This is a genomic window from Aeribacillus sp. FSL K6-1121, from assembly GCF_038003725.1.
Lineage (GTDB): Bacteria > Bacillota > Bacilli > Bacillales > Aeribacillaceae > Aeribacillus > Aeribacillus composti.
This window is the reverse complement of record NZ_JBBOPS010000001.1, coordinates 3,397,848-3,417,502: the sequence shown is the minus strand read 5'-3', so window position 1 is coordinate 3,417,502 and position 19,655 is coordinate 3,397,848. Positions and strand designations below refer to the sequence as shown.

24 protein-coding genes are annotated in these 19,655 nt (G+C 39.2%); 11 read left to right on the top strand and 13 right to left on the bottom strand.

The genetic code is table 11. The features are described 5' to 3' along the window. Positions 1–50: 50 nt before the first annotated feature. Positions 51–728 (bottom strand): RsfA family transcriptional regulator, encoded by a 678-nt coding sequence (locus NSQ61_RS16710; RefSeq protein ID WP_066251351.1) that lies wholly within the window; start codon positions 726–728, stop codon positions 51–53. A 182-nt stretch (positions 729–910) separates the two neighbouring features. Here NSQ61_RS16710 and NSQ61_RS16705 point away from each other — a divergent pair, with 182 nt between their 5' ends. The 5 genes from NSQ61_RS16705 (at position 911) to NSQ61_RS16685 (ending at position 4,459) form a co-directional block, all read left to right on the top strand. Next, the gene (locus NSQ61_RS16705) at positions 911–1,135 is read left to right on the top strand and encodes a DUF1450 domain-containing protein (protein ID WP_063389054.1); all 225 of its coding nucleotides are present in this window, start codon (positions 911–913) and stop codon (positions 1,133–1,135) included. A gap of 177 nt (positions 1,136–1,312) precedes the next feature. Next, complete coding sequence (locus NSQ61_RS16700; RefSeq protein ID WP_063389055.1) at positions 1,313–2,638, top strand: HD domain-containing protein; 1,326 nt, start codon at positions 1,313–1,315, stop codon at positions 2,636–2,638. Between the two features lie 17 nt (positions 2,639–2,655). After that, complete coding sequence (locus NSQ61_RS16695) at positions 2,656–3,174, top strand: YwgA family protein (protein ID WP_063389056.1); 519 nt, start codon at positions 2,656–2,658, stop codon at positions 3,172–3,174. A gap of 100 nt (positions 3,175–3,274) precedes the next feature. Beyond that, positions 3,275–3,937: a site-2 protease family protein gene (locus tag NSQ61_RS16690; protein WP_144597598.1), complete on the top strand. Its 663-nt coding sequence runs from the start codon at positions 3,275–3,277 to the stop codon at positions 3,935–3,937. A gap of 15 nt (positions 3,938–3,952) precedes the next feature. Continuing rightward, complete coding sequence (locus NSQ61_RS16685) at positions 3,953–4,459, top strand: YwhD family protein (protein WP_063389058.1); 507 nt, start codon at positions 3,953–3,955, stop codon at positions 4,457–4,459. Positions 4,460–4,534: 75 nt separating this feature from the next. Here NSQ61_RS16685 and pta read toward each other — a convergent pair whose 3' ends face one another. Continuing rightward, complete coding sequence (pta, locus tag NSQ61_RS16680) at positions 4,535–5,509, bottom strand: phosphate acetyltransferase (RefSeq protein ID WP_327848490.1); 975 nt, start codon at positions 5,507–5,509, stop codon at positions 4,535–4,537. Between the two features lie 225 nt (positions 5,510–5,734). Between pta and hemQ the strand changes: the two genes are divergently transcribed. Together hemQ and NSQ61_RS16670 are read left to right on the top strand one after the other, a co-directional pair. Continuing rightward, positions 5,735–6,502, top strand: a complete 768-nt coding sequence (hemQ, locus tag NSQ61_RS16675; RefSeq protein ID WP_063389059.1) for a hydrogen peroxide-dependent heme synthase — start codon at positions 5,735–5,737, stop codon at positions 6,500–6,502. After that, complete coding sequence (locus NSQ61_RS16670) at positions 6,495–6,812, top strand: hypothetical protein (protein ID WP_340807606.1); 318 nt, start codon at positions 6,495–6,497, stop codon at positions 6,810–6,812. Before hemQ ends, NSQ61_RS16670 begins: the two co-directional genes overlap by 8 nt. A 415-nt stretch (positions 6,813–7,227) precedes the next feature. Here NSQ61_RS16670 and NSQ61_RS16665 read toward each other — a convergent pair whose 3' ends face one another. Then, positions 7,228–7,551 (bottom strand): alpha/beta fold hydrolase, encoded by a 324-nt coding sequence (locus NSQ61_RS16665; RefSeq protein WP_082829609.1) that lies wholly within the window; start codon positions 7,549–7,551, stop codon positions 7,228–7,230. A gap of 345 nt (positions 7,552–7,896) precedes the next feature. Between NSQ61_RS16665 and NSQ61_RS16660 the strand changes: the two genes are divergently transcribed. Then, a complete protein-coding gene (locus NSQ61_RS16660) occupies positions 7,897–8,274 on the top strand; it encodes a cell wall hydrolase (protein WP_066251518.1) in 378 nt (125 codons plus the stop codon). A 10-nt stretch (positions 8,275–8,284) separates the two neighbouring features. Further along, complete coding sequence (gene gerQ / locus NSQ61_RS16655; protein ID WP_063389060.1) at positions 8,285–8,728, top strand: spore coat protein GerQ; 444 nt, start codon at positions 8,285–8,287, stop codon at positions 8,726–8,728. 383 nt (positions 8,729–9,111) lie between these two features. Here gerQ and NSQ61_RS16650 read toward each other — a convergent pair whose 3' ends face one another. The 5 genes from NSQ61_RS16650 to NSQ61_RS16630 all read right to left on the bottom strand — a co-directional run bounded on the left by NSQ61_RS16650 (position 9,112) and on the right by NSQ61_RS16630 (position 12,436). Next, positions 9,112–10,752: a b(o/a)3-type cytochrome-c oxidase subunit 1 gene (locus NSQ61_RS16650; protein WP_063389061.1), complete on the bottom strand. Its 1,641-nt coding sequence runs from the start codon at positions 10,750–10,752 to the stop codon at positions 9,112–9,114. Next, positions 10,749–11,222, bottom strand: a complete 474-nt coding sequence (locus tag NSQ61_RS16645) for a cytochrome c oxidase subunit II (RefSeq protein WP_094244737.1) — start codon at positions 11,220–11,222, stop codon at positions 10,749–10,751. Before NSQ61_RS16645 ends, NSQ61_RS16650 begins: the two co-directional genes overlap by 4 nt. 15 nt (positions 11,223–11,237) lie before the next feature. Continuing rightward, complete coding sequence (locus NSQ61_RS16640) at positions 11,238–11,393, bottom strand: cytochrome c oxidase subunit 2A (protein ID WP_117016867.1); 156 nt, start codon at positions 11,391–11,393, stop codon at positions 11,238–11,240. 285 nt (positions 11,394–11,678) lie between these two features. Next, complete coding sequence (locus NSQ61_RS16635; RefSeq protein WP_063389063.1) at positions 11,679–12,050, bottom strand: DUF423 domain-containing protein; 372 nt, start codon at positions 12,048–12,050, stop codon at positions 11,679–11,681. Positions 12,051–12,130: 80 nt separating this feature from the next. Further along, positions 12,131–12,436 (bottom strand): YwdI family protein, encoded by a 306-nt coding sequence (locus NSQ61_RS16630; protein WP_144597606.1) that lies wholly within the window; start codon positions 12,434–12,436, stop codon positions 12,131–12,133. 152 nt (positions 12,437–12,588) lie between these two features. Here NSQ61_RS16630 and speE point away from each other — a divergent pair, with 152 nt between their 5' ends. After that, positions 12,589–13,437, top strand: coding sequence for a polyamine aminopropyltransferase (speE, locus tag NSQ61_RS16625; protein ID WP_340807603.1), 849 nt, complete (start codon positions 12,589–12,591; stop codon positions 13,435–13,437). Between the two features lie 717 nt (positions 13,438–14,154). Here the strand turns inward: speE and NSQ61_RS16620 are convergent. From NSQ61_RS16620 to NSQ61_RS16610, 3 genes are all read right to left on the bottom strand, one after another. Further along, positions 14,155–14,583, bottom strand: a complete 429-nt coding sequence (locus tag NSQ61_RS16620; protein WP_063389066.1) for a hypothetical protein — start codon at positions 14,581–14,583, stop codon at positions 14,155–14,157. A 28-nt stretch (positions 14,584–14,611) separates the two neighbouring features. Further along, a complete protein-coding gene (locus NSQ61_RS16615) occupies positions 14,612–14,785 on the bottom strand; it encodes a hypothetical protein (protein WP_161939832.1) in 174 nt (57 codons plus the stop codon). 894 nt (positions 14,786–15,679) lie between these two features. Then, positions 15,680–16,363, bottom strand: coding sequence for a uracil-DNA glycosylase (locus tag NSQ61_RS16610; RefSeq protein ID WP_063389069.1), 684 nt, complete (start codon positions 16,361–16,363; stop codon positions 15,680–15,682). Between the two features lie 748 nt (positions 16,364–17,111). On the opposite strand from NSQ61_RS16610, the gene NSQ61_RS16600 reads away from it, so the two are divergent. Beyond that, complete coding sequence (locus NSQ61_RS16600) at positions 17,112–17,747, top strand: L,D-transpeptidase (protein WP_339198048.1); 636 nt, start codon at positions 17,112–17,114, stop codon at positions 17,745–17,747. A gap of 138 nt (positions 17,748–17,885) precedes the next feature. Here NSQ61_RS16600 and NSQ61_RS16595 read toward each other — a convergent pair whose 3' ends face one another. Together NSQ61_RS16595 and NSQ61_RS16590 are read right to left on the bottom strand one after the other, a co-directional pair. Further along, positions 17,886–18,833, bottom strand: coding sequence for an SDR family NAD(P)-dependent oxidoreductase (locus NSQ61_RS16595; RefSeq protein WP_340807599.1), 948 nt, complete (start codon positions 18,831–18,833; stop codon positions 17,886–17,888). Between the two features lie 82 nt (positions 18,834–18,915). Then, complete coding sequence (locus tag NSQ61_RS16590) at positions 18,916–19,488, bottom strand: TetR/AcrR family transcriptional regulator (RefSeq protein WP_157727879.1); 573 nt, start codon at positions 19,486–19,488, stop codon at positions 18,916–18,918. Between the last annotated feature and the right edge of the window lie 167 nt (positions 19,489–19,655).

The following is a 19,655-nucleotide window of genomic DNA, read 5'->3' as shown; positions in this document are numbered from 1 at the left end:
TCAGGCTGCCGCCCTTTGTCCTTTAAAAAACGCAGGCGGAGCGTCTTCCGCTATTCCGCCATTTTTTCTAGATTGCCGTTTCGATCCATTTTAAACGTTGTTGTCGGACGTTCTTCTTCCTCAAAGAGAACTAGCTTTCGAGCGCGGTTCATAATCTTCATAAGTGTTTCATAGTCTTCTTGAACTGTTTTCGATTCTTCCTCAAGCTTGGCAACCTTCTTCTCCAACTCTTCGTTTTTCTTAATCAGTTCTTCATTTTCTTTTTTCAAACGCTCGTTTTCTTGCTGCAAAGCCTCGATATGTTCGCTGTTCCCTTGGTAAGTTCTTAAAAATTCAATTACGCTATCCATTGTCAGCTCTACTTTTGAATTGGCTGCAAGCTCTGGATGATTATAATTCTTTGAATTTTGCACCGCATTTACTTCAGTAAAATCACCAGGCGACGCTTCAGGCGGCGTATAAAGCAATCGCTTCTTTGCAGTCTGGCCTTTCCCAAGTGCTCTCATTTTCTGCTTTCTCTGTTTTTTTGCAAGCTGCAAAGCTTTTTCATACTTATGGCGCACAACGGCGTTCCAGCGGAAGCCACAGGCGGCCGACGTGCGGTTCAGCTTATCACCAACTTCTTCAAAAGCGTTTAATTGCGTGCTTCCTTCACGGACATGCCGCAAAACGGTTTCTGCTAATAGCAGATCGTTTTCTTCTGTCCAAGCATCCTGTCTTGTTTTCATTCACTCTCAACTCCCTTATTCTTGAATAATACTATTTGTTCTAGCATCATTTTTTCCAAAAGATTAAAAATATATACAAGGATAGTAGATTTTTACAGAAAAGCGCTGTACTTGATTTCAAAAAACAGACAAGGTATACTACCCGATAGTGCTTATTCATGAAGAAAGGATTGTTCAAAAGGATGGCAAATGAGTTCCGTGTATGCGACGATTGTAAAGCGCCAAATTTAAAATCGCTTATTCCGAAATTAAAGAATTTGGATCCCGATGCTAAAATTGAAATCGGCTGCCAATCGTACTGCGGGCCCGGAAGAAAGAAAACGTTTGTATTTGTGAACAACCGTCCGGTCGCTGCGTTAACGGAAGAAGAGTTAATAGAAAAAGTGAAAGCAAAGCTTAAAAAATAAGAAACCGCCTTTTAAGGAATGAATGCTTCCTGAGGCGGTTTTTTATTTAAGGTTGTTGAACGACATGGACCCGATTTTCCTTTGTGCCTGTTTAGAATCGCACTTTGAAAAACGAGGTGTTCACCTGAATTTAAACAAGTTATAATATAATCATGTCAAAACGGAAGAGGGAAGAAAATGACCTATGCAAGTGAAAAGCTGCCAGAAGAAAAAGTTTTTAAAGACCCGGTTCACCGTTACATCCACGTTCGCGATAAAATCATTTGGGATTTGATCGGGACAAAAGAGTTTCAACGGCTGCGCCGCATCCGCCAGCTCGGGACAACTTTTTTAACTTTTCACGGTGCGGAGCATAGCCGATTCAACCACTCATTAGGCGTTTATGAGATCGTCCGCCGAATTGTTGATGACGTATTTCGCGGGAGACCGGAATGGAACGAAGATGAGAGGTTGCTAAGCTTATGCGCTGCCCTTTTGCACGATGTCGGACACGGTCCCTTTTCTCATTCGTTTGAAAAGGTCTTCCATCTGGATCACGAAGATTTTACCCAAGCCATTATTTTAGGAAATACAGAAATAAACCGCGTTCTCTCAAATGCAGGGGCGGAATTCCCGAAAAAAGTGGCAGAGGTCATTGCGAAAACATACAAAAATAAGCAGGTTATCAGCTTAATTTCCAGCCAAATTGACGCCGACCGAATGGATTATTTGCAACGAGATGCTTTTTACACAGGCGTTCAGTACGGCCATTTTGACATGGAACGCATTTTGCGTGTGATGAGGCCGAGAGAGGATCAAGTCGTCATTAAATACAGCGGCATGCATGCTGTCGAAGATTATATTATGAGCCGATATCAAATGTACTGGCAAGTATATTTTCATCCAGTAACGAGAAGCGCTGAAGTCATTTTGTCCAAAATTCTCCATCGAGCAAAAGCTCTGTATGAAAATAATTATTCATTCCAAGCAGATCCAGTCCATTTTTATTCGATTTTCAAAGGAGATGTTACAGTCGAAGATTATTTAAAATTAGACGAATCCATCATCCTTTATTATTTCCAAGAATGGCAAAAGGAAAAGGATCCGATTTTAAGCGATCTGTGCAACAGATTTATAAACAGGCGCCTGTTTAAATATGTGGAGTTTCAACCGTCCAATGAACAATTGATGAAGCTGATTGAACTAACGAATTTGTTCAAAAAAGCAGGCATTGATCCGGAATATTATCTTGTTGTCGACTCGTCTTCAGATCTTCCGTACGATTTTTACCGACCGGGCGAGGAAGAAGAACGGCTGCCGATCCATTTGCTCATGCCAAACGGGGAAATACGGGAGCTTTCAAGAGAGTCGGAAATTGTGGACGCCATTACCGGAAAGCGGAGAACGGATCATAAATTATATTTTCCTCTTGATTTTTTAAAAGATTTCTCGGAGAAACGAAACTTGAAAAAACAAATTTTAGAAATTTTGCAGCTAACTGACAAAGATGGATTTATTCTGTAGGTGAGGAGATGAAGGGTGTGTTAACCGAACACGCAAAATTAATGAAAGTGCTGTCCGCTTCGAAAGAGATCATCGGACGAAAAAAACTGCAAAAAATTATATTTATAGCAAAAAAACTTAATTATCCCTTTTATGAAAAATACGAATTCCATTTTTACGGGCCGTATTCAGAAGAGCTGACGCTTCGCATTGAAGAGCTTTGCAACATGGGCTTTATCAATGAAGTAAAAGAAAAAAAAGGCGGCTATTATCAATACAAATATTCCCTTACAAAGTCGGGACAGGAATTTTTAAGCCATTACGATTTGGACATGCCCGAATTGCAGAATTGCATAAATGAATTAAACGCCCAATCAGCACGTTTTTTAGAACTTGTATCAACCATTTTATATTTTGATCATTTGGACAAGGAAGAAGTGAAGGAAAAAGTATTCACGCTCAAAAAAAAGCAGCGTTATACGGATGAGGAAGTGGAGGAAGCTTATCAATTTATTCAACGATTGCAAGATCACAAATTCAGTGCAAAAATCAGCTGAATTTTCCCCTAAAAAAATGAAGAAAATCCTTTTTATGTATTTCAACCTTTTTATAGTATACTGTAAGCAAAGGAAATTGTTAGAATAGGAGGGCGCATTTTTGCCGTTTTTATATTACGATTTAGAAGTTATACCGTTTGTCATTATTGCTTTGATCGTCGGCTTCACTATCCATGAATTTTCACATGCATTTGTTGCCTATAAGTTCGGAGATCCGACAGCGAAAAATCAAGGGAGGCTGACCCTTAATCCGATCTCCCATTTAGATCCGATCGGTACTCTTTTAATATTTTTGGCAGGGTTTGGTTGGGCAAAACCCGTTCCGGTGAATCGTTTCTATTTTAAAAATCCCCGCTTATCCGGGGTATTAGTATCTGTTGCTGGTCCATTGAGCAATTTATTCATTGCCTTTCTCGCTTTTTTGCTTCTGAACTTTTTCTTTTCGTTTGGATTATTTGCTGGCTTATCTTATGATGGAGCCAGAATGGTTGAACAATTTTTTAATATTCTTATATCATTAAATATTATGTTGTTTATCTTTAATTTATTGCCGTTTCCGCCGCTTGACGGTTATCGCATCATTGAAGATTTAGCCCCGCCGGACATCCGCGCCAAGCTTACTCAATATGAAAATTACGGAGTGCTTATTTTTTTAATTATTGTTATCACCCCTTTGGATCAATATATTATTCATCCGATATTTAATTGGGGAAGCCGAGCCGTTATCACTCTTTTTCATTTCGTTTTACAACCGTTCTTTTAAAGGAGGGATGTTTACATGACAGAAAAAAAGAAAAAGGTCGAGTTCCAAATTATTAAAAACGATCCAACTGACGGCCATCGCGGCTTTGGAGCAGGCACCCTTAGCCTGGAAAATGTTTCCCCTGTCTTCATTGACATCGAGGAAAAAACGGCATTTGTAGATATCGGCGCAATGCATGCAAGGAGCCAGGTAGAACGCGGCATTAAATTTACTCATGTGAAAGAAGACGTTCCGAACGGAAAACCGTATTGGCTTGTATGGGTAACAATTGACAGAAAAGAAGATGGGCCATATTATGCCGGGGTTGCTGCCTGTTATATGACTGTTGATCGCGAGGCAAGACGAGGTTATAAATCATTGCCTGAACACGTAAACCGCATGGATAAATCGCTAAAACGGAACATCATTGTCGACCACATGGATGAAAGCTCGAAAAAAGTTCTTTCCGATTTTCTTCGAAACCATGATGAAGGCATGTGGGAGCGCTCAAGCGATGAATTAAAGCAAAGCCTTTCTGTTTAGAAGCGGAAGGGTTGTTGATTCAGCAAAAAATGTGAAAAGCAGGGAATTTTTGATGGAAAATTCCCTGCTTTTTGTTTATGCAAGCGCCTGAAGGGCTGTGATTATCGCTAATTTATATACATCTTCAACGTTGCAGCCGCGAGAAAGATCGTTCACTGGAGCATTCAATCCTTGGAGAATCGGTCCGATCGCTTCAAAGTTTCCAAGTCTCTGTGCAATTTTATAGCCGATGTTTCCAGCTTCAAGGCTCGGGAATATAAATACATTGGCATCGCCTTTAATTACAGATCCCGGCGCTTTCTTTTCCGCAACAGACGGCACGAAAGCTGCATCAAATTGAAACTCTCCGTCCAATATTAAGTCCGGAGCCATTTCTTTTGCCAATTCAACTGCTTTTGCCACTTTTTCTGTTTCCGGGGATGTTGCTGAACCTTTTGTCGAGAAGCTGAGCATAGCAACGCGAGGGTCGATATCAAACATTTTTGCCGTTTTCGCGCTTTCAATAGCGATCTCTGCTAACTCCTGACTGGTTGGAGCGATGTTGATCGCGCAATCAGCAAATATATATTTTTCCTCACCACGAACCATGACGAATACGCCTGATGTTTTTTTCACGTTTTGTTTCGTTTTAATGATTTGAAGAGCCGGCCGCACTGTATCTGCGGTTGAATGTGCAGCACCGCTCACAAGCCCGTCCGCTTCCCCTTTATAAACAAGCATCGTGCCAAAATAATTTTCATCCAAAAGAAGCTTCCGTGCTTCTTCTTCTGTCACCTTTCCATTGCGGCGTTCAACAAAGCTTTGAACAAGCTCTTCTATTCCACTGTAATTGGCAGGATTATATATTTTTGCACCTGCAACAGAAATATTTAAACTCTTTGCTTTTTCTTCAATTTCTGTTTCATCCCCAATTAAAATGGGCTGTAACAAATTTTCCTCTGTTAATCGGGAAACTGCTGTTAAAATTCGCTCATCCAATCCTTCAGGAAAAACAATTTTAATATTTTTTCCCGATATTTTATTTTTCAATGCTGCAAAAATGTCTGCCAAAACAAAGTCAGCCTCCTTAATCTTAAAACATTCTTTTAACATGAATTGTTCCATTCACTTTTAGCATACCCCACCTGCTCTTAAATTTAAAATGAAAAATTTCATCATAGCGCTTTCAACAGCACTTTTTTCTGTCACATAATTGTCATACTGTTTTACCCGGATATTCTCCCCTAAACTGTGGTATAGTAAACTTGTACATAGCCAATATGAGAGGTGACGAAAATGAGTGAAGAAGTTCGTTCAAATGAAGCCGTTGAAACGCTCGATGGTTGGTATTGTTTGCACGATTTCCGCTCGATCGATTGGAGCGCTTGGAAAACTTTATCTAGCGATGAACGCCAGGAAGCTATTCATGAATTTCTGAATTTGTTAGAAAAATGGAGTGCAGTGGAAAAAGACCAACAAGGCAGCCACGCTTTATATACGATCGTTGGACAAAAAGCAGATTTGATGATCATGATTCTCCGGCCAACGATGGAAGAATTGAATGAAATTGAAACGGAATTTAATAAAACAAAACTGGCTGAATATACAAGCCCAGCCTATTCATATGTTTCCGTTGTGGAATTGAGCAGCTACGTAGGCGGCGGAAATGATGAAGATCCGTATCAAAATCCATATATCCGATCTAGACTATATCCTATTTTGCCGAAATCAAAATATGTTTGCTTCTATCCGATGGATAAACGCCGTCAAGGCAATGACAATTGGTATATGCTGCCGATGGAAGAGCGCCGGAGCCTCATGAGAAGCCACGGACTTATCGGCCGCAAGTACGGAGATAAAGTAAAACAAATTATTACCGGTTCTGTCGGATTTGATGACTGGGAATGGGGCGTCACGCTCTTCTCTGATGATGTTTTGCAGTTTAAAAAGCTCGTATATGAAATGCGTTTTGATGAAGTAAGCGCCAGATACGGCGAATTTGGCTCCTTCTTTGTCGGAAACATTTTACATCCTGAAAAAATTGCAGCATTTTTACATGTATAAACCAGTACTGCTTTCAGTACTGGTTTTTTCTGCTGAAGACCTACCAATAGTAAGCAAGCAATCTAGCTGCATGCTTAATGTGCAAGAAAAAATGTCATGCTATACAGGAAGTGTAATAAATCACGATTTATCTCTTTCTTCACATGCAAAAAATAAAAGTACGGGAGATTTGAAGAAAAATTTCAATGGAAAGAATGGGCGAGAAAGCTTGTCATGCGCAGGCGCAGCCGAATTTGAAAGGCAAGCTTCATACCCGGAGCTGCGCCTAGAGATACTCTATGAAATTGAGTTTTTCTCTTGCGGCAAATGAATTTTCTAGTCCTATTTTATTTAATGGTTCTCATGAATTATCGCAATATCGCTGCTAACTCATTTGGTCTTGAGTAAAATGGCGAATGGTCTGTATCCAAAGTTACACATGCTCACATGGATTAGCTGAATACATTGCCCATTGACACTGGATGGTAATGGCGTTGACGTGCAGACATTCAATATAGTATTTTGGAACACTGCCGAATTTTCCTCTGTAAGGCTTAATTTCGTTGAAAGAACATTTAGTGCTTAAGGATTTAGAAGTGATTTCGCTGTGTCCGCATCAGCGTCGTCACAGCCCTCATAAAAAACATCCTGGTAAGCTTTCCTCTCTCAAGGCAGCAACACCTTCTTCTTCAAATAAAATCATATTAGATGAGACTTGAGCTTCTATATAGCAGGAATTATATCTGTCATAGCTTCTCCTGCAAAAAAGCGCTTACATATATGAGTGCCTTAACTTTTTCAAATCTGTATTCTGCGCTCTGCGAGACAACGATACCTCCCATACTATGCCCGACAAGGTAAACCGATTCTTCAGCATCATCTAAAATGGAACATGCTTTGTCAGTATAGCTCTTTAGCGAAACTTGTGAAATTGGTGTCTGATCTGAACCGTGACCGGGTAAATCAATCGCATAAACGGTGTGTCCGGCTTTTTCAAGCAATGGGGTGACTTTTCCCAACACCATGCACCATGCCAAGCGCCATGGATGAATACATATGCTGCCATTCATGCCACTTCTCAAAATATGGGGCTGTCCAGAAAGTTAAAATCCACTGAAAATAAAATATCATAAGCATTGATATATCAGCGTTTCTAAAACATTAAAGAGACGTCTATAAGCCGGAAAATCGACTTATTATTAGACAGCCCCTCATACTTTATAAGCTTCTTTTTTTCTTTTACAGAACAAATGATGTCGGAATGGGAATTTTTCCGAATGTCATAAAAAAGACTTCGTCGTCATACATTGGAATGAAAGATTACTATTTAGGCAATGTCTTTTAAAAAAAGGCAGGTGAAAAAATGGCTGTAATTCCCACATACTGAAGAAGATGTAAAGCTATTGGCCAGATTGATGAGAGCTGAAGCAGAAGGAGACGGAGATTTAGGCATGCTTCTAGTAGGCAATGTCGGTGTCAACCGTGTCCTTGCAGATTGTTTAGACTTTAGGGATATACGCACCGTTCGCAGTATGGTGTTCCAAAGTCCTGGAGGCTTTGAAGCCACGCAGAAAGGATATTTTTATCAGGCTGCAAGGCAAAATGAAATAGACTTAGCAAGAAAAGTTTTGAGAGGAAACCGCTACAATCCTGCAGAAACCGCTTTGTGGTTTTTTAAGCCATATGGCGATTGCCCTGCTACATGGTATAACCAATATAACTCAGGTCGATATAAATCCCATTGTTTTTATTTTCCTGCACAATCTGCTTGCCCAAGCGTATACAGATTTTAGGAGGTTGAACATGAGCAACAAAAAACAGAACCAACGGCAGCAGCAGGGGTATCCAGTTCCTGCAGTTACTCCTGTACAGCCAACCTATCCGTACGGATTTTACGCGCCCAGCGGGTCTGTTATCGGCGCCCCTCCCTCAGCTCAACCAAGCGGCACCAGCGGTCAAGCTGTACCCGGAATGCTTCCGCTTGAAGAATCCTATGTCGAAAACATTTTGCGCTTAAATAAAGGGAAATTGGCCACCGTATACATGACCTTTGAAAACAATCCTGAATGGCCGGCGAAAGTATTTCGCGGCGTCATTGAAGCTGCCGGAAGAGATCATCTCATTTTAAGCGACCCGCAAACAGGAAGGCGATATTTATTGCTGATGGTTTTTTTGAATTACGTCACTTTCGATGAGGAAATCGTATATACATCCCCTCAAAGTCTCGCTTCTTATCCACCAAGATAAGAAAAACGCTAGACAGAGAGAGGCCGGTAGGAATGCTGCAAGACGCTTTATAATTTCTTGAACAGCGCCCTGCCCTTGTCTAGCTTCCTTGTCAAATAGACAGAAGTCTAAGCAGGACAGAAGTCTAAGCAGCCTTGCTTCTTTAATGAAGCAAGGTTATTCAGCTTTTCTATGAGCTTTTATTTTCATTTCGATCTTACTTATATAAATAAAAGCACTTAAATTTCAAAAACGGCCAATAAAGCTTTTTTTCCCTTCGACTTAAAACGTATAATCGAGATTCAGAAAAAATTTCCGATTACCTCCCCCATTTCATCTAGGGCATTTTCCGCATCCATAGCAATAAAAAAAACCGGGCGTGAAAATTCCACGCCCAGTTTCTTCTACCAGAATTTAAATCCCGGTGAACTTGGTGCATTTTCAATGATATCGATGACCGGTACTGTATAAGCGATTACAATTAGCACAACAGACAGACCGATCCAAATTTTCCAATTTTCTAGAAGCAATGGCGTTTTTTCCGCATCTTCATGAACTTCACCAACTGGAAATTCTTCCGTTCCTTTTGGAGCAGCCACTGCCAAATTTATAACAATATAAAGAATCATCAAAATGGCAACGAATAAGATGGCTCCGCCAACCGCCATGATAGTTTGATAAGACATCCATTCCAACGCCTGCGGATGGTCTCCATATGTTGTATAAGCGGTCCGCCGAGGAGCTCCAAACAGACCAACTGTATGCATGGCTCCTGACATTAGGAACATACCGATGCACCAGAAAACGGTTTGAATGATCCCTAATTTATTTAATCGCGGTGTTAACGTTCTGCCTGTTAAATGAGGAACCAACCAATAGGAAATACCAAAAAACGTCAACGCTACAGTGGTGGCCACTGTTAAATGGAAATGTCCTGTTACCCATAAAGTGTTATGAACGACTTGGTTCATTTGGTTACTTGCATTAATGATTCCGCCTGCTCCGCCAGGAATAAAAACGAGCATTCCCATAAACGGTGCAAAAAAGCGAACATCTGTCCACGGAAGCTTTTTCACCCAGCCAAACAGTCCGCTAGCCCCTTTTTCTCTTCCGCTTATTTCAAATGTTGCAAACAAAGCGAAAGCTGTCATTAAAGATGGAACAATGACCATAAACGTCAACACAATTTGCAAAAACTTCCAAAACGGAGTGATCCCAGACTCTAGTATTTGATGATGGAAGCCGACTGGGATGGAAAAAAGAACAAACAGTACAAACGCCAGTCTTGCAAGCGAATCGCTGAAAATTTTCCCGCCTATTATTTTTGGAATGATGACGTACCAGCACATATAGGCAGGCAATAACCAGAAATACACTAATGGATGGCCGAAATACCAAAAAAGTGTTCTGCTTAACAGCACATTGATTTTATCGACTAACCCGAAGGACCAAGGAATAAACTGGAATAATACCGTTACTGCTACGCCCAATGTTGCTATGATCCATAAAATCATTGTGGCAACTGCCATAAAGCTTAATAGAGGAGACGGCTTTCCTTCATTTTTCTTTTTCCAGACAGCGTATTGGCTAAACATGCCAGCTCCGCTTACCCAGCTGCCGACTACAACAAGCGTCAGACCGATATAAAACCATGGCGATGCTTTAAGTGGTGCATAAAAAGTGTATAGAACGGTCGCTTTATTTAATAAGATCATAACCGTTGTAATCGCTGTTCCAATCGTCATAAGCCAAAAGCCGATCCAAGCCGACTTTTTGGCAAACGGAGTTAAATCACCTGTCGTCCGACTCATGGAAGCATATAAAAAACCAATGATAAAAAATGTTGTAAAAACAAGTGCCAACAAAACGCCATGAGCAGTCAAAAGCTGATAATACCCGATCCCTGCCGGAAGCTCAAGCGTTCCGCTTCTAACAAAAGCCTGCAATAACCCGGCAATCGCTCCTAAAAACAATGCAATATAACCAACTGCAATATGGGCGAGCGCCAGCTTTCCATCGTTTGGGTGAAGCGCTGTATTTTTCATGCTTTTGTCACCTCAATTTTCGTGCTCATCATTTGGTGCCCAGTACCGCAATATTCGTTGCAAATTATTAAATAGCTGCCGGGTTTATGGAATGTATGTGTAAGCGAATTCACATGTCCCGGGGTCACCATCATGTTGACATTTGTGCCAACGATTTCAAGGCCATGAACAACATCTTTGCTTGTCACGATAATATGAACTTTTGCTCCCTCCGGTATTTTTATGTCATTCGGCATAAAGGCAAAAGCTTGAGAAACTATAACAAGTTCGTATTCGTTGTCTCCAATTTTCTTTAAGCCTGGTTGATTAAACGGCTCTGTCGTATCGACTTTTTGCGGATCCAATGTGGTCAGATCACTCGGCGGATGATGACCTTGTGCAAATGCACTGATGCCCACGATTGTTAAAAACATCACAAGCGTACCTATACCTATTAATAGCCAAACCTTTTCAAGTTTGTGCAAATGCAAGATGATCCCCCTCCTTTATAATCGTTGAATAAATAAGTAGTAAACTCCAAACCAAGAAAGTATTAAAAAAAGAGCCAGCATAAGAACAGATAAAAAAGTGCCAAATAACGAATATTCTTTCTTTTGAGCAATTTCCTGCTCTTTTTTATCGGAGATGAATTCTTTTGCCACCCATAACACCACCTTTTCTTCTTTTAAAAAAATTGTAGTTTAGCTTACGTTAGTCAATCTGTGAAAAAAATCACATTTTTCATAGTACTTTTTGACAGTATGTTGAACAAAAAACATTGCATTCACACTGAATCTTCTATCATTAGGAAGCTAGGAGCCAAAATGAACGGGACACATTTTTGGATGAAGCTCTGGCTATGACCTTTGAATCGGTTAAGAAGGTCACCCTTTCATTTCTTTGCACAAAAAAACGCCTGTCCCGATATAGTAGACAGACGTTTATATTTACATATATTTAACTGCAGCAACAGCAAGAAGAACCCATGCAATTAAAAATGAAATGCCTCCAAGCGGCGTAATTGCACCTAACACTTTGATCTGCGTCACACTTAATATATACAGGCTTCCGGAAAACAGGAGAATACCGATGAGCATCAGCCACCCGGCCCAATTTGCATAGCCTGCCTGCGGATGCTGCTGCAAAAACAGAGCCGTGACAAAAAGGCCTATCGAATGGAACATTTGATATTGTACACCTGTTTGCCATGTCTCCAAATATTTTTGCGGAATTTTCCCTTCCAAACCATGGGCGCCGAATGCTCCTAAAGCTACAGACAAAAAAGCACCGACGGCTCCAAGAATGAAAAATATTTTCATCATCTTCACCCCTTTTTCCCTTCATCTTACCTTATCGTCCGTTTTTTTTAAATGAAGATTTTACAGATGACAAGATTTTGTTAGAAATCAAAAATAGATTCTCCATTTGCATCGTCTTCGACCAACAAACGTTCTTTCATTGTCAGCGTTTTGCTGTTTGCATTTCCGATCATTTTTTCCAGCTCTAATGGAGTTATTTCACTTTCGCTTTTTGGCTCTTGACTAGCTGAAAAATCATAATTTTCCTCTTGTTGATCCAAAATAACATCACATAAAGAACGGATGACAAGAAGCCGGGCTTTTAGATCATGAGGTGTTCCTGCTGCCTTTGCCTTTTTCAGTTCCTCCTCCATTTTTCCTATTATGCTTGAGACCGGTATATTCAACTCCTATCGCTCCTTATTGAAAGATAATGATCTTGCTTTTTTTTATCATATTTGATTTTTTCCTTATTGACAAACTTGTCTGCTTCATTCACTTTTCATAACAAACTTGTTACAATAAGTAAGGAATTTTTGAGCACAAGGAGGGCCTGCAGATGGACAATCAATATTTGCAAACAATAAACGGCGATTTATGGTTAACAGAAGATGAAAGAGAAAATTTAAAAATCAGCTATAGAATCAAAGAAGTGCTTTTTTCAAAGCAATCCCCTTTTCAACATGTTATGGTATTGGATTCATATGATTTTGGCCGCATGCTAGTGCTAGATGGAGTTGTGCAAACCACTTCTATTGATGGGCATATATATAATGAAATGATTTCCCATGTCCCGCTCAATCTCCACCCAAATCCGGAAAAAGTGCTGATCATCGGCGGCGGAGACTGCGGTGTTGCCAGAGAAGTATGCAAATATGATTCAGTGAAGGAAATCGATATGGTGGAAATTGACGAGCTTGTCGTTTCCGCATGCAAGGAGCATCTGCCTGAAGTGTCAGGAAACTTAAGCGACCCGCGCGTAAATTTCTTATTTATTGACGGCGTGAAATATGTAGAAAACAAACAAAATGAATACGATGTGATCATTGTTGACTCTTCTGACCCGATTGGACCGGCAGAACAGCTGTTTTCAAAAGATTTTTATACCAACCTATATAAAACGTTAAAAGACGATGGCCTCATGGTATGCCAAAGTCAATCGCCTGTTTTCCATTTGGATGTTTTAAAACGGTCTTATAGCCATATTCAATCTTTATTCCCGATTACAAAACTATACACAGCTGTTGTTCCTACATATCCGGGAGGACTATGGAGCTTTACAATCGGATCGAAAAAATATGAAGATGTAAAGTCGGACAATTTTTCGAAAGATACAAAATATGTAAATCAAGCCATTCTCGAAGGATGCTTTAAGCTTCCTGAGTTTTTGCAGCAAGCATTGAAATAATGGAGCTGGCCCAAAAGTCATTGAAAGTTGGCTTTTTGGGCCTCTATTTTTTTTGACAAAAAAACACACTTTCTAGTAAAAATGCAAGCGTCAAACGAACAATTAAGAAAGAACTGTGTGCTGCAAAATAAAGTACATAATATTGCAATCAGACAAAGACGAGAATTTGCTTAAAGAAACGCAAAAAGTGAGAGGCGATGGTAAAGCACCTCTCACTTAGATAAAATCTCTTTTGCAACTGGGAATTCGCCTATGCTGGTATTCGCCAGCTACTTTCAAAAATACAAAAGCCAATGAAGAAAAACGAGCTGTTTTCTCCACTTACTTCATTTAGCGACTTTATCAGAAAGTCTAAAATATGATATGTTGCTTATTTTTCAAACAGTTTACAAATAAATGGGATGCCAATCATCAAATGGTATTTTGATAACTTGATGAAACTATTTGTGAAATATACTCACCTACTAAAACAACTAATCCCGCAAAAACTGCGGAAAAAACGGCTTGTTTCATAATAATCATTTCTCCCCCAATTGGGGAAAGACTATAGAATATTTACTATAATTATACTTTCTATACTGGGACGCCAGTTACATATTCAGATAAAATAGCCCCTACGATAGCTCCTGCAACTGCTCCACCAATTCCACCTTTAATTATTGCTCGGAAATCAGTTTTAGTTAACCAGAATTCGACTCGGACGAGTGTGCTCTTTTATTATTTTGTTGAAAGAATCTTTTTGCATACTGGAAAAAGGTTATCTTCATCTTTTGCAAATTTTTTTAATAGGTTTTCAGTAACTTCAATTGGAAAACTTTGTTTGTCTTCATCAGTGAGAGAAAGTGTTTCAATGACATACTGATGAAACTCCTGAAGATTTGGAAATTCACCAGTTTTTCTATACATTCTTTCTGTTTTACTGACTAATAAGGTTAATTTATGATACTTAGTTGCATCAATATTTAATTTTAAAAGAACATAGTCTATATCATTTTTATCAATATGTTTGTTTGTTTCAACAAGTTCAACCAATAGTTTCATTACTTTACCCAGTTTTTGTGTTAATTGATATGTTTCTTTATCAAGTCTGTTAATTTGTTCAATTTCTTCTTCAATATGTTTAATTCTATCCTCTAATTCTTTCATTCATACTTCCCCTCCCTACCTATGTGTCTTACACTGGAGCCAAAAATTCAATAGCTTCTCTAATTACGGAGGCTACAATTCTAGCTGTGGTTTTTCCTAGAGGTTTTTTTAATGCTTGATAAACAGCATCTTCTATCTTACCATAGGTTAAATTTTCCACACTTTCTAATTTTCTTAAAGCAGGTTTAACGTAAGTATGCATTAAATTTCCTACTTTAACAGTTGCGTCTTTCCCTAAAGTTTTACCTACAAAATTAGTTATGGTAGTAGTGTTACTAATCGCCCATTTTAAAGCTTTTTTAACTGCATAGCTAGGAACAGAGTTTGTTTGAACGCCGCTAAGTCTAACTGGGTCAGTTACTGTAATAGAACCTGGTCTATCTAATTGATAATTTTTAGCAAAACTATTATAGTCGAGAACTAACTCTTTTTTCTCATTATTTAAAGCATCATAATCATTTTCAGTTGGTAATACAGTAGTTGATTCATTTGTCGCAGCACTTGTTTTATTACCTTCAAATCCTACGAATGTTGTTAATAGTATTGCTGTTTAAGATTAAGATACCTTTTTTTAACATATTTTTCCTCCTTGTAATAAATAAAATTGTTAGGAATGATCGTACTTTGTCAAATCCTCTACTCCGCAAAGAACAAAGCGATGCTTTTGTAGTCTTGAGATATTGGTCATTTGCTTCGAACCTCCTTTCTATTTGAAAGACGTTTTACAAGTCTATATTGCTTCAATATTTCCTAAAAAATCCTTTCATGCGCAAATATGACAGATTCCAATGCAATGACGAGGGTGCACAAATCTATTCTTGAAGAAAAACCGAGGCAGAAAGTGCGCCCCGTCATATTAAGGCAATCGGTCGTTCCGCAGATTTTCTTTTCGAGGGCTTTCGAAAGTCCAAACGGAGTTGGAATTGTGGCCATGGAACACAATCTATTGAAAGCGTCCGGAAAATCATTCACTTTCAACAGAATCTCCAAAAAAAAAGACGGATGAAGAAAAACTTTATGATGTTTCTTCATCCGTTTTATTTTTGGATAGTCCCTTTTTCATGTTTCCACTTATCACGCAAACGGCAGGCAGCAATTAAATGTCATTATCGCTGATGCACCAGTCAATTTCTTCTGATCCGATGGACTTTAAAAATTGATTTGCTTTAGAAAAAGGCCTGCTGCCAAAAAAGCCTCTGTTTGCCGAAAATGGCGATGGATGCGGCGACTCAATGACAAAATGCTTATTCATGTTAATCATTTCTTTTTTCGCCTGTGCATGCCTTCCCCATAAAATAAAGACGACTGGACGCTCTCGCTCGTTTAAACAGCTAATCACTCGATCGGTAAATTGTTCCCATCCTTTTCCTTTATGAGAATTGGCTAGTCCCTGCCTTACCGTCAGCACAGTGTTCAATAATAGAACACCTTGCTTCGCCCATTTGACAAGATGACCGTGGTTTGGAGGCTTGCAGCCGAGATCGTTCTCAAGCTCGATGAAAATATTTTTCAGAGACGGCGGCTGAGCAATCCCCGGCTTTACGGAAAAGCTTAATCCATGTGCTTGATTTGGTCCATGATACGGATCTTGGCCTAAAATGACAACCTTTACTTCTTCATAAGGCGTGTAATGCAAAGCATTAAAAATGTCGTACATATCCGGATAAATCGTATGATGGGCATATTCCTGCTTCAAAAATTCCCGCAGCTCTTTGTAGTATGGCTTTTCAAACTCTTCTTTCAACAGTCCCCACCAATCATTTTTTAAAATCTGCTTCAACGTTTGCCACCCTCTTAGCTTCTACTGATCTATCACTATTTTTAATGTTATGATGATTCGGCTTTTTTTGTCAAAGGGTGACAGCTGTCGCTAATATTTTGCAAAATGTTCCACATGAAACATTAAGGCTTTCGACAGAAGCAAGAGGGCAAAAATCGCAGTAAAGACTGAAATATCAACTTTTTTGCCGTTCCCATTATAAAGTGAGAAGCTTGGTGCCCTAAATGTACGAAAAACATTTGATGCATTTTTATCACGTTTAAACAAGCCGTAATGCTCCAAGATAACGCAAATGTTCTGACGATTCTATTGATTTTCGTCTGTTAGAAACTCGCAGGTAAACGGAATATCCATTCATTTTTAACTATTACCGAATAGCCAAATGAGACAAAGCTCGTCATTGAAAAAATGCTGAAACAGACGGACAAGGCCTACGACATCAAATATGCTGCCCCTCTCGATGCTTTAATGTGGCAGACGCCCATAAGGAAGGCATTTTAGGCGAGGGTCATGATCCTGAGGCACACCTCATCCCAATCATTTGCTAGAAGAGGTTTCTAGCTTGATGTCGATACACACGACGGAAATAATTTTTTTGCTTACTCCTTTATTCAAGTTCACAAAAAAATTATTTATGTTTCTTTTTGATTACAAATTTTTTCGTAATTGCAGCTTTTTTTGAATAGTTCTTTGCATAAGCACATAATTTTATAAAGAGAATGAACAGAAAGGACAGGTTTAAAAACATATGAGCATAAAGAAAATCTATATAGGTATCGCATTTATTTCTTGTTTCTTTTTTATTCTTTCATCACCAGTTGCAGCTGAACAAAAGATTGATGGTCAGCTGATCATAATAAACAAGAGCGTAAATAAACTGGCATTTTTTGAAGACGGAATTCTTCAAAGAGTATTTCATGTCGCAACAGGAAAATATGCTCAGCTAACTCCAGAAGGCATTTTCCCCATTGTCACAAAAATTAAAAACCGCCCTTATTTTAAAGAAAAGATTCCAGGAGGAGACCCGAGAAATCCATTGGGTGATCGCTGGCTTGGTCTTGATGCTTTAGGATATTATGGAAACAATTTTGCCATTCACGGCAATAATAATCCAAGATCGATTGGAACGTATGCAAGCAGCGGATGTGTCCGCATGCATAACGCCGAAATTCGCTGGCTCTTTGAAAAAGTTGAGCTGCATACGCCAGTCATTATTCTAAAATCCAATAAAAGCTTTGACGTTATTGCAAAAGAGCATGGATATTATACTGAACAAGGGGTTCCTGTCACTATTCGGAATGGAAGAGTGCTGTTTGCAAGGGAACAGTTAACGAAATCACCCGAAAATATGTATTCACCGCAGGGAGCTTTTGCTAAACAATAAACCATGGGGCGGAGACGGAGCAAGCAGCTGAATTACTCCGTTCCACTCAAAAGGTTTGCTGAATTAGACGAAATCGGGAAAGTATTGAGCATTTAGTCTCTCCGTTCCATGCGAAGCCAGTTGCAACATCGGGAGTGATCACGCTTCTTCTTGATGTTTCATAAAATCAACAGTTGCGATGATGCCTTGTTCGTAAGGAGTTTTTGGCAGCGGCCCGATTCTTTTTTCAAATTTTTCACCCGATAATACGACAGGCTCTTCGACTAAGTACATCATTTCAACCATTTCCTTCATCATCGGGCTGAATAACCCTAAAAAATAAATCATCGATTTCGTGACAACACTTACTTTCTTTTCATATTGAAGCTTTTCCCTCAAGATTTGAATAATTTCCCGTCCGGAAATAACTCCCGCCCCCGGTATATTCCAGTGCTCATGATAGGTATCGTCCCTTAATGCAAGCTCAACTAAAGCTTTGGCACCGTCCGGCAAAAAAATATATTCCCTCGGTATATTTAAATCCCCGATAAATTGAGATCGTTTATTTTGGACAACTTTTTTTAACGTATGATGCAACAATGTTTTTTCCCCACATGGACCGTAAAAATCGGGGAAGTGAGCGATCAAGTAGTCTACTCCACTCTTTTCCACCATTTCAGCAAGCCGCAATCGTATTTTTCCTTTTTTAGTATGAGGATTTTTCGGATCAGTCTCGGACATTGTTTTTCCATTTGACCGTCCATATGCATAAATATTATCAACGACAACAAGCTTAGCTTTTTCTTTTTTTGCTGCCGCCAGCACATTTTCCATGATGATCAATAGATCTCTCTCCCACTGCGGATACGGTATGTTAATGGCATGGAAAATCCATTCCGCACCTTCGCATGCTTGCAAGATGCTGGATCGATGGAGGGCATCTCCAGCGACAATGCTGACGCGATCGTTCAAACGGTGAAACATTTTTTTCATTTTTTCTGTATTGCGGGCTACGGCGACAACCTCAATATTCTCTCTATTCAGCAATTCATGAACTAAATTGTAGCCCATTCCGCCTGATGCACCTAAAATAACCGCTTTTCTCATCCTTTTTACCTCCGATCTTAAAATTAACCATTGGTCAATAATATGCAAAAAAGTAAATAAGCTTAAGTGCTTATTACTTTTTTCAACTTAAAAATCCTTTGATTAAAAAAGCAACATATTGTTCAGCAAGTCCTTCCATATCTTTATACTCAGCATCGGTCTGTACATATTTCGTTACAAAACCGCTTACTGCAAGAAACAAACACCAAATGACTGTTGGATTTGCTTTATCGGGAGCAAACTGAAAAATAGCCTGCGCAAAACGTTCATATGACTTATTCGGCTCTTGCTCCATCAGCATATCAAGCTCGAGATTTTGTGTTAAAAACATCAGCTTATAATGACTTTTATATGTCAGCCCGAATTCAATAAACTTTAACAAGATCGTTTTTACAGCTTCTTCTTTAGAAGAATACGAGGCTTGCAGCACTTTTTCTAACAGCCCGTCTAAAAATTGAAAATCCGTCTGCACAATTTTATAAAAAAGCTCTGCTTTATTTTGAAAATGATAATAAAGCGCTCCATGTGTGCAGTGCAATTCTTTGGCGATTTCTCGCATGGAAACATGTTCATATCCTTTTATGACAAAAAGCTCTCTAGCAGCATTCATAATTGCCTCTTTTGTTAATTCAGTGTCTTTTTTTCTTGGAGCCAATTGTTCCATTCCTTTCTTAACAACAACAAGCGTGCCTCTGATTTTGGCGTGTTGGCATTTAGCTGCATTCTTATTTATTAACCGATGGTTAATTATATTTTAATCCTTTTTTTGTTTTTAAGCAAATGTTTTTCTCTTCTTATGGTACAAACTGCTATAATGTTGTT